The sequence below is a fragment of the Microvirga massiliensis genome, assembly GCF_001006805.1.
Taxonomy (GTDB): domain Bacteria; phylum Pseudomonadota; class Alphaproteobacteria; order Rhizobiales; family Beijerinckiaceae; genus Microvirga; species Microvirga massiliensis.
Window position 1 is genome coordinate 133,980 of the sequence record NZ_LN811363.1, and the last position, 7,824, is coordinate 141,803.

At 57.4% G+C, this 7,824-nt stretch carries 8 protein-coding genes and 3 pseudogenes; 10 read left to right on the forward strand and 1 reads right to left on the reverse strand.

What is annotated here, in order from left to right; translation table 11 throughout:
* The 10 genes and pseudogenes from BN1233_RS48720 to BN1233_RS46235 form a co-directional block, all read left to right on the forward strand.
* On the forward strand, positions 1 to 312 hold a 312-nt coding region (locus tag BN1233_RS48720; protein ID WP_210168231.1), incomplete at its 5' end, for a hypothetical protein.
* On the forward strand, positions 309 to 1,217 hold the full coding sequence (locus tag BN1233_RS43650) for an SAM-dependent methyltransferase (protein WP_048709744.1): 909 nt from the start codon (positions 309 to 311) through the stop codon (positions 1,215 to 1,217). The genes BN1233_RS48720 and BN1233_RS43650, both read left to right, overlap by 4 nt.
* Before the next feature lie 2 nt (positions 1,218 to 1,219).
* Entirely contained in the window at positions 1,220 to 1,996 is a 777-nt protein-coding gene (locus BN1233_RS32995; RefSeq protein ID WP_046867877.1) for a Stf0 family sulfotransferase, read from the forward strand.
* On the forward strand, positions 1,950 to 2,672 hold the full coding sequence (locus BN1233_RS33000; protein WP_147707687.1) for a hypothetical protein: 723 nt from the start codon (positions 1,950 to 1,952) through the stop codon (positions 2,670 to 2,672). Before BN1233_RS32995 ends, BN1233_RS33000 begins: the two co-directional genes overlap by 47 nt.
* Complete coding sequence (locus BN1233_RS44295; protein ID WP_046867879.1) at positions 2,665 to 3,438, forward strand: 2OG-Fe(II) oxygenase family protein; 774 nt, start codon at positions 2,665 to 2,667, stop codon at positions 3,436 to 3,438. Before BN1233_RS33000 ends, BN1233_RS44295 begins: the two co-directional genes overlap by 8 nt.
* On the forward strand, positions 3,435 to 4,148 hold the full coding sequence (locus BN1233_RS33010; RefSeq protein WP_046867880.1) for an SDR family oxidoreductase: 714 nt from the start codon (positions 3,435 to 3,437) through the stop codon (positions 4,146 to 4,148). Before BN1233_RS44295 ends, BN1233_RS33010 begins: the two co-directional genes overlap by 4 nt.
* On the forward strand, positions 4,145 to 6,007 hold the full coding sequence (locus BN1233_RS33015; RefSeq protein WP_048709753.1) for a RiPP maturation radical SAM C-methyltransferase: 1,863 nt from the start codon (positions 4,145 to 4,147) through the stop codon (positions 6,005 to 6,007). Before BN1233_RS33010 ends, BN1233_RS33015 begins: the two co-directional genes overlap by 4 nt.
* Before the next feature lie 180 nt (positions 6,008 to 6,187).
* Positions 6,188 to 6,310, forward strand: a pseudogene (locus BN1233_RS47665) (IS3 family transposase); the annotation flags it as partial.
* Positions 6,307 to 6,495: pseudogene (locus BN1233_RS45190) on the forward strand (integrase core domain-containing protein); the annotation flags it as partial. The pseudogenes BN1233_RS47665 and BN1233_RS45190, both read left to right, overlap by 4 nt.
* Before the next feature lie 7 nt (positions 6,496 to 6,502).
* Positions 6,503 to 6,634: pseudogene (locus BN1233_RS46235) on the forward strand (IS6 family transposase); the annotation flags it as partial.
* 221 nt (positions 6,635 to 6,855) lie between these two features.
* Here the strand turns inward: BN1233_RS46235 and BN1233_RS45195 are convergent.
* Positions 6,856 to 7,638 (reverse strand): adenylyl-sulfate kinase, encoded by a 783-nt coding sequence (locus BN1233_RS45195; RefSeq protein WP_046867882.1) that lies wholly within the window; start codon positions 7,636 to 7,638, stop codon positions 6,856 to 6,858.
* Between the last annotated feature and the right edge of the window lie 186 nt (positions 7,639 to 7,824).

Below are 7,824 nucleotides of genomic sequence, written 5' to 3' on the forward strand. Positions count from 1 at the left end.
CCACCACCGCCACCGCCGCCGCCACCGCCACGGCCGCCGCCACCGCCGCCGCCGCCGCCACCGCCACCGCCGGGAATTTTCCCGACGCCGCATACGGGTGTAGTGCCGGGCGTAGGCGATCCGCCCTCGCCCGGGGTCGTCATCCGCACGCCCATCACCTTTCTCGGGATGTCCGGGCTTCGGCACGACATCGTGCTCGAACAGTTTGTGCGCGACCCACAAGTTGTCGCCGCCGTCGAAGCGTTACGCGCCGCGACGAATCACGATGAACGCCGGGCTGCCGTCGACCGGCTTATGGAGAACCTCGGATGACTGCTAAGACGCGTCGCCGTCGACCGGCTGATGAACAATCTCGGACGACCGCCAAGGAGCGTCTACGGTGTGACATCGCAATCGTAGGGCTTGGAATCGCCGGCCTGCATCAACTTACCCGTCAGGTCGAGGAGACGATCCGTCGCTGCACACAGGTCTTCGTGGCCGATACTGGGACCGGCATGGTGGAGTACCTCAAGTCGCTTGGTCCCGATGTGGTCGACTTAAGTACGCCGGACGAAGCGCGAAAACATCGGGTCCTTTCCTACCGTCGGATGGCCACCGAGGTTGTCGCCGCGGCCACCGCTCATGCGCCGGTCTGCTTCGCGACCTACGGTCACCCGACGATGTTCTGCTACCCGACGACGCTCATTCAACGAGCGGCTATCGTGCTCGATCTCAAGGTCGAAGTGCTACCAGGCATATCTTTCCTTGATACCCTACTATGCGATCTCGGCGTCGATCCTGGCTTTGACGGCTTGCAACTGTATGAGGCAACTGATCTTCTGGTCCGACGGCGGCCCTTGCAACCCGACGTGGCCTGCATAATCACGCAGGCGCCGATGGTCGCCAACCCATATAGTCATCCGGGCGAACGCAAGCTGGAGAGCCTGCGTCTCTTGCAAGACTACCTGCTGGCTTTTTATCCTCCCAGCCACGAAGTTGTACTAGCCACCTCTGCCCCGCACCCCCTGCTCGAACCGTTGATCCAACCAATCGCCCTTGGCGCGCTAGCCGCGGCGCTGTTACCGTCCACCCAGCTGGGCACCCTGTTCATTCCTCCGACCGTCCACCGCCCAGTGGCCGACGAGGCGTTGGCGGATCGAATGCGCCTCGTTCCGTTGACGGATCGCGTCCCACCCCGCCGGCCTAACCGGCCCCCAATAGGCCCGGAGCCGCCCTAACGATGGAACGTGTCACTTACGTCGTTGCATCTACTCCGCGCTCAGGAAGCACGCTGTTGTGTGAAGGCCTCGAGGCAACCGGGATCGTCGGTCGGCCGGCAGAGGTCTTCGCTCCAGCTTTCACTACCATGTGGAAGCGCTATTGGTCGCTTGCGCCGGACTGTTCCTTCGAGCTTTATCTGCAGAGTGCGCTCGCTTACGGAACAACCGCGAATGGGGTGTATGGCCTGAAGATTCACTGGGAACATGTATCGGAGCTGGCCAAAGCTTGCTTTGTAACTGGCGAACCGAGCACGGTCCTCAATGCCCTGTTCCCCGGTACTGTGTTCATCAACATCGTCCGCAACGACCGGCGAGCTCAAGCCCTGTCGCTTTTCCGAGCAATGGAGACCAACGAATGGTGCCGGTTCGACGGAGCCCCGCTGCCTGAAGCCGACGTCGGATCGCTAGTGTTTGATCACCACAGAGTGAGCATGCTCGAATCGGCTATCGGAGCTCAGCAGGCCGGTTGGGAACGTTACTTCGCGGTGAATAGGTCCATAGTTCTGACCATCGAGTACGAACAGCTCGACCAAAATTATCGCGGGGAGATCGCGCGCGTGGTGGAGTTCCTCGGCGGCGACCCGACTGCTGCGAGCGATATTCCCGAGCCGCGCCTGAAGCGACAGTCTGATGAGGTGAACCGACGCTGGCGAATGGCGATGGAGTCGGCCGAGATCCTGGAGAACTCATATGAGCACTCGACGATCGATCATCGTGGTAGACGACTTCTACCTTGACCCTGTTGCAATACGTGATTACGCCCTGCGCCAGTCATTCTATACGCCTTACGAAGATGAAGAGCAGGTTCGCGCCGGTCGCGTGAAATCGACATGGTGGGCCACTCGCTTCCACCAAAGTGATCACTGTCCCGTAAAGAGGTCACCAAACTTGCTTCGCGCCCTGGAGAAAGCGACCGGGGAAACGATCGACCGTGAACACTGGAATGCGCCCTTTCCTATCGACGAATGGTCGAAACCAATTCTACCCCCGTCTGGCCAGGTGAGCTCCTGCCTCTGGAACTGCGCGTTTCACGTCAAGCCAGACAACGGTCAGCGCCTCGGCGACGGGGTACATAACCACGTGACCGACCAATGGAACGGGGTAGGTCCGAATGGCTGGGCAGGTATCATTTACCTAAGCCCGGACGCACCGGTGAGCGGCGGCTTGCACATGTGGCGCAGCATCGATCCAAAACGACAGTTCGACTGGATGACCCCGGCTGAGAACTGGCAGTTGATCGACTCATTAGGAAATATCTTCAATCGCCTTATACTTGTGCGTGGCGATATCCCGCACAGCGGAGCTGGTGGTTGGGGTAGCCGCCTGCATGAGGGCCGCCTTTACCAAACCTTCTTTTTCCGCACACTTGACTGCTCAGCTGAGGCGGTGAAGTTGGTGGGGTTGGATGACTGACCTTGCATCCCTTTTGGTTGACCGGCCATGGCTATACCGCGCCACGCCCTTTCCGCACGTAACCAGCGATCAGGTGTTCACCGCTGACTTCTACAGCGAACTGGCCGAAGCGATATTGGAGCTACTAAGCCGCGGCCTGAGCGAAACTCCAGCGACCGGACGCTTTTCGCGGGGGATGCGCGGTTACGACGCGTACGGAATAGGAATTACGGAGGAACTTGGTCACCCGTTGAATGTGTTCTTGTCGCCGCCCTGGCGAGACCTATTGAGTGATCTTTTCGCAGTCGGACGGACGCCCTATGTGTTTGCCGGCGCTCACCACCACCGCCCGGGTGGCGCTAACGGATTCATTCACACAGATTTCAATCCCGTCTGGTTTCCGGTGTCGCCACCGGGTCGCACTTCGATCCGACTTCCAGATCCAGCTGTGTGCGACTTCAAGACGGGCGCGGGGTCTCTCGCACCGTCTGAGAAGATCGAAACCATTCGCGGGGCGGTCGTCATCTACTACCTCCTGAACGAAGGCTGGCAGCCCGGCGATGGTGGTGAAACCGGATTGTTCACAGGCCGCAACCCTGAATCTCTTACTACCCGCCGTCCGCCGCTCAACAACAGCTTGGTTGCGTTTGAGTGCACTCCAACCTCGTTCCACGCATTCCTGGCAAATCGCCGTCCACGGACATCGATCATCATGTGGGTGCATCGCACTTTTGAGGAAGCAGTGGAGCGTTACGGAGAAGACCAGATCGAACGGTGGCAGCTATGAAGCGGGTTTGTCTGCTCACGGGAGCCAGTGGTCTGCTCGGTCGTAGCCTAATTGAGCGGTGCTCCTCGGATTATTGGTTCATCGCCGTTCATAACAACTCGCCGGTCGATTTTGCTACACAGGACCAGTTTTTTATTGATCCGTTAGAACCTGATCGTGATATCGCCATGAATGACACCGCCGTTTTTTCGATCCGCGCCAACCTGGCAAGCCAGGACGAAGTGGTTCGGATTGTGGATGAAGTCGTTCAAACATGCGGACGGGTCGACCTGCTGGTCAACGCGGCAGCTCGCCGTGACTGGTCACCCCTGCTGACGCCGGGAGCAGTTGACAGCGCCGATCAGCTGCTGGCCGTCAACCTGCTTGCGCCGCTTCGACTGACTATCGAGGTGGCAAAGCGATGCTGGCTGTCCGATCCCTATGGCAACATCCGGAACAGCCGCAACGTGGTGAACATCGCCAGCAGTGCTGGATTGTTCGTTTACCCCGACCTCGGTCAAGCACTCTATGCAACATCCAAAGCAGCGCTGATTCATCTCACGTACCACTTGGCCAGTGAGCTATGGGATTTAGGTGTGCGAGTGAACGGCGTCGCTCCGAACACCTTCCCGGGACTCGTCGCGACAGACGACGTTATCGACGCCGTACTGGATTTCGACCATGGCAACAAGACCGGTCAGATTGCAAAGCTACTTGGGAATCGCGCATGAAGGTACTTCTTGTCAATATGCCTTTCGCTGCGGTCCGGCCTGCCATCGGGCCAAGCCTACTTAAATCTCACCTGGCTGCAATCGGCTACGAGTGCTGTGTGCTTTATCTGAACCTGCGCATGGCCCAGCGTCTAGGAAACAGTGACTTCAGCTACATTGCTGATCGGACTCCGACGCAGAGCCTTTCCGGTGATTGGGTATTCGCACCGGGGCTTTTTGGTTCGCGTCCCGAAGCTGACCGTGAGTACGTTGCAGCGTTTAACGAGCGATTCGGACGCTATGTCGACAACGCGGCGCCATTGGCGGTTCTCCAGCGGGCCAGGGCAATGGCTGAAGACTTCCTCGAGGAATGCCTTGCCGACGATGTCTGGAAACTTTACGATGTCATCGGCTTCACTTCCACCTTCACCCAGCATGTCTCCTCGCTTGCCCTGGCCCAGCGGCTCAAACAGCGTTACCAAGACAAGCTGATCGTCTTCGGCGGGGCCAACTGCGAGGACCAGATGGGGGTGGCCGTCCACCGGCTTTTTCCGTTTGTGGACTACGTGTGCAGCGGTGAGGCTGATATCAGCTTTCCGCGCCTTATTCGGGCCCTGGACAGTGGTGAGAATCCCAGCGATATCCCGGGTGTGATTTATCGCCGTGATGCCCAGACGCGATGGACTTCGTTAGTTCCCCAACGAGTTCGCGATCTCGACACTCTTCCCATGCCCGACTACGACGATTACTTCGAGCAGCTAGAGATGTTTGGGCTGTCTGGATCAGGCATTCTGATGGAGTCGTCCCGGGGCTGCTGGTGGGGCGAGAAGCACCACTGCACGTTCTGTGGGCTCAATGGTACCGCAATGGCATTTCGTTGTAAATCAGCAAGTCGTGTGCTCGCCGAACTCGATGCTCAGGTTGCGCGCTATCGGCCTGCTCATGTCGAAATGGTCGACAACATCCTCGACATGCACTATTTCCGCGATCTGCTGCCTGAGTTGCATCGCCGGCATCTTAATCTCGGTCTGTTCTATGAGACCAAGGCTAACCTGACCAAGGTGCAGGTTCAGGAACTCTTCGCCGCTGGAATTACATCGATTCAGCCAGGGATTGAGAGTTTCAGCACAAGCGTCCTAAAAATCATGCGCAAAGGCACGACTGCACTGCAGAATGTCCAACTGTTAAAGTGGTGCAAGGAAGTTGGCATGAAGGTGTACTGGAATCTTCTCTACGGTTTCCCCGGAGAGGATCCGAACGAGTATAAGATCATGTCGGCCCTCATTGATAAGATCACCCATCTTGATCCACCACAGGGAATGGGCGGAATCCGGCTCGACCGGTTTAGTCCCAACTTCGTCTCGGCGGCGGACCTGGGGCTGTGCAATGTGCGTCCGGACCGCAGCTATAGATACATCTATGACCTTCCCGAGTCCGACCTCTATGGCCTAGCCTACTACTTTGAGCACGACTACCGCGACCAGCGAGACCCGCACCAGTACATTCACGGGACTGAACAAGCTATGCGGCGCTGGTATGCCGAGTCAGGTGGGCGGGGTCTAGTATACGTTGATCACGGGGATCACCTCGCGATTTGGGATTTCCGGACGATTGCCGAAGAGCGGCTGACCATCCTCACCGGCAGCGACCGTGCGCTCTATCTCTTCTGCGACGCGCAGCGGTCAGCACCGAACATCATGAAGTTTGCTGCCGAAGAGCTAGGCCTGTCAGCCGAAGCGGCAATGGAAGCTGTAACTCGGTTGGCCCAGGCAAATCTCATAGTCGAGGTAGACGCCCGGTTTTTGAGCTTGGCCGTTAGTGCCCCAGCCCTACCGGATACGGAACGCTCACATAAACTGTCAAACGCCCTTGCCTTCTGACCGCCTCACCCTCCTTGGCGTTCAGAGGGCGGCATCGTCACATTAATTCGGGCATGACAGCGAGCCGTGTAGGTGGACTGGTACGTCAAAGCCCATTAGCTACAAGCATCACCGTGACCGGACTGGGTGGAATTGGACCAAGTTGATTGAGAGACTTGACCTGGAACGAAGGATCCATCCGTGCCGCGAAAGGGGTTTAGTTCGGAGCAGATCATCGCGCAGTTGCGCCAGATCGAGGTGCAACTCGCGCAGGGCAAAAGCATTGCGCTCGCCTGCAAGGAGGCCGGCATCTCGGAGCAGAGCTCAGGGATGAGTGCCTGAAGCTGGAGATCTTCTCCAGCCTCAAGGAAGCGCAGGTGGTGATCGGCGGCTGGCGGGATCACGACAGTCGCGTGCGGCCCCATTCCGCTCTGGGCTATCGACCGCCCGCCTCCATGACTATGAAGGCTATCGCACAGCAGCTCCCCAGACCCGCAATCATACAGTAGCCTCTCAATGCGCCTGGTTCAAAATCCTAGTCAGGTCAACCGCTTCCCACCCGAGATCATCGCCCATGCCGTTCGGCTGTATTCCAGGCTCCCGTTGAGCCTACGGCTGATCGAGGAGATGCTGCTCGAGCGCGGCATCGTCATGAAGGTAGTTAACATGACAACGCCCTTTCGTTAGCTCCCGGCCCTGTGCTCCCAGCCATTGCCATTGAGGATGGGGTTCGAGCCGAATACCCCGTCTGAACATTCCGATTGGCGAATACCAAGATGCCACTGTTAACATCAGTGCGCACAGGTCTCATTAGCGCTGGATGCACAACTATGCTTGTGACTTGAGGCTTCAGTCATAACTATGGTTTCTTACCTCCGATCCTGCAGGAGGCGACGCATCTCAGACGCAGAAATAGCCTGTAACCCGTCACTCAATTCAATCCTTTCAACAAGGTATCCGACGTCTCGCCCATAGAAGACATTTGTGATGTTCGGCAGTGATACAATTGTGAACTGACCTTCGAATTCTCTCAATGCATGCTCTATTCTGGATCGCACATCTTCAAAGGAAAAAGGATTTTTGTCGTCAATGCCTACTGTATCGCGCACTGCGATGCAGGCCTGACCTACTCGCCGCAAACCCTCCACGACCAACGCCTTGTGTCCATCGTGAAACGGCTGATACCGCCCAAGGATAAGAGCCGTGGGCCTCCTGGGATCGAATACGGGCCTGACTTGTCGTGCAATTTCTTCCACCCAGTATTTCGGCGAGCCGTCTGGCGTCACCCGGATGTCAAAGCGCTCAGGAGGCGTAAATAGGCGATTTGTATCTTCGAATCGGCTTCTGGCAATTCCGTCTACCCAAACAATAAAGGCGTCGCCTTCTTTGAGGAAAGCTGCTCTGGCCTCCACGGTCGGACAGACGAAATCCGCTATAGCAAAACATCCTGTTTTTACTACCCTGTCGCACAACCAGCCCATTCGACGTGCTTGCTCGACACGGTCCTCATCTGAGAAACCGAGATCCTTATTTATGTTTTCTCTAATTTCATCTGCATTGAAATGTACCGCGTTCAGTCGCGCGGACAGCTGCCTAGCCAATGTAGTTTTGCCCGCTCCGGGCAGCCCCATGATTAGAAGCTTTCGACGCATATGCTAACCATACTCCAGGGCGGCGTTAATTCAAACATTCTGTGCGAACTTGGACAGTGTCATCTTCAGGCAGCGGAGAGGATCTCAACACCTGGATCACTCAGGCCGCCCTCACTTGCGTCGGAGCAAGCGGAGCGGGTAAATGTAGCAGGAGGGAGATCAAAGCTCGTTTAGCAGCAGCTTCTT

Excerpts from the sequence above, each read along its gene's own strand:
- BN1233_RS32995 (WP_046867877.1), top strand. The coding sequence starts at position 1,220 with ATGGAACGTGTCACTTACGTCGTTGCATCTACTCCGCGCTCAGGAAGC.
- BN1233_RS45195 (WP_046867882.1), bottom strand. The coding sequence starts at position 7,638 with ATGCGTCGAAAGCTTCTAATCATGGGGCTGCCCGGAGCGGGCAAAACT.
- BN1233_RS43650 (WP_048709744.1), top strand. The coding sequence starts at position 309 with ATGACTGCTAAGACGCGTCGCCGTCGACCGGCTGATGAACAATCTCGG.
- BN1233_RS33015 (WP_048709753.1), top strand. The coding sequence starts at position 4,145 with ATGAAGGTACTTCTTGTCAATATGCCTTTCGCTGCGGTCCGGCCTGCC.
- BN1233_RS33010 (WP_046867880.1), top strand. The coding sequence starts at position 3,435 with ATGAAGCGGGTTTGTCTGCTCACGGGAGCCAGTGGTCTGCTCGGTCGT.
- BN1233_RS44295 (WP_046867879.1), top strand. The coding sequence starts at position 2,665 with ATGACTGACCTTGCATCCCTTTTGGTTGACCGGCCATGGCTATACCGC.
- BN1233_RS33000 (WP_147707687.1), top strand. The coding sequence starts at position 1,950 with ATGAGCACTCGACGATCGATCATCGTGGTAGACGACTTCTACCTTGAC.